This is a genomic window from Frankia sp. CeRuru1 (assembly GCF_977966315.1).
The window spans coordinates 1-686 of record NZ_CDWWEW010000333.1 but is presented as its reverse complement, the minus strand read 5'-3'; the positions used below and the strand labels follow the sequence as shown (position 1 = coordinate 686).

Below are 686 nucleotides of genomic sequence, written 5' to 3'. Positions count from 1 at the left end.
CACCACCGTCGCCCTCGGCGCGCTGATCCCCCTTGCCCTGCTGCAGAATATGGACGTCGTCATCGTCGGCTGGCTGGGGTCCTCCGGGGTCGGCGGCTACGCGGCGATCTCGACGGCCTGCAAGGTACCGGTCTTCATCGGGCTGGCGGTCGCGAACTTCCTGCTGCCCGAGGCGGCACGACGGCGCAAGGAGGGACGCCCCGCCGGGGGCACGTTGGTCGTGGCGCTGGTCTTCGTCGTCGCTCCCGGGCTCTTCCTCGCCGGGCTCGGTCTGTTTGCGGCGAAGTGGTTGATCGGACTCGTCTTCGGGGCGCATCTCACCGACGCCGCCTCCGCGCTGTCGGTGCTCGCGCTGAGCATGACCCTGCTGGCCGTCACCCTGATGTTCACCACGTACCTGCTCGGCGCCGGGGTGCGCCGGGTCGTCGGCGTGCTCGCCGTCGCCACCGTGGCGACGGCTGGGGCGCTCGTCTCGGCCGGCGGCGGATCGATGGCCACGGCCACCGCCGCGCTCGCCGCCGAGTCGGTGACCGCGCTCGCGGTCGGCCTGCTCGTGGTCCAGCTGCATCACACCGACCGCCGGGCGGCGCGGGCCGCCGAGACGCACCGGCGGCCGGCGGGGGGCGTGGGACTACCCGACCCCCAGCCCGGCGAGGGGGTCCCGGCCCGGGTGTGAGGAGTTCCTC

Annotated in this window: 1 protein-coding gene; it reads left to right on the top strand. The window is 74.1% G+C overall.

Features of this window, described 5'->3' with window-relative positions; translation table 11 throughout:
- On the top strand, window positions 1-676 hold a 676-nt coding region (locus tag AC08OP_RS19510), incomplete at its 5' end, for a lipopolysaccharide biosynthesis protein (RefSeq protein ID WP_476615502.1).
- Window positions 677-686 lie beyond the last annotated feature (10 nt).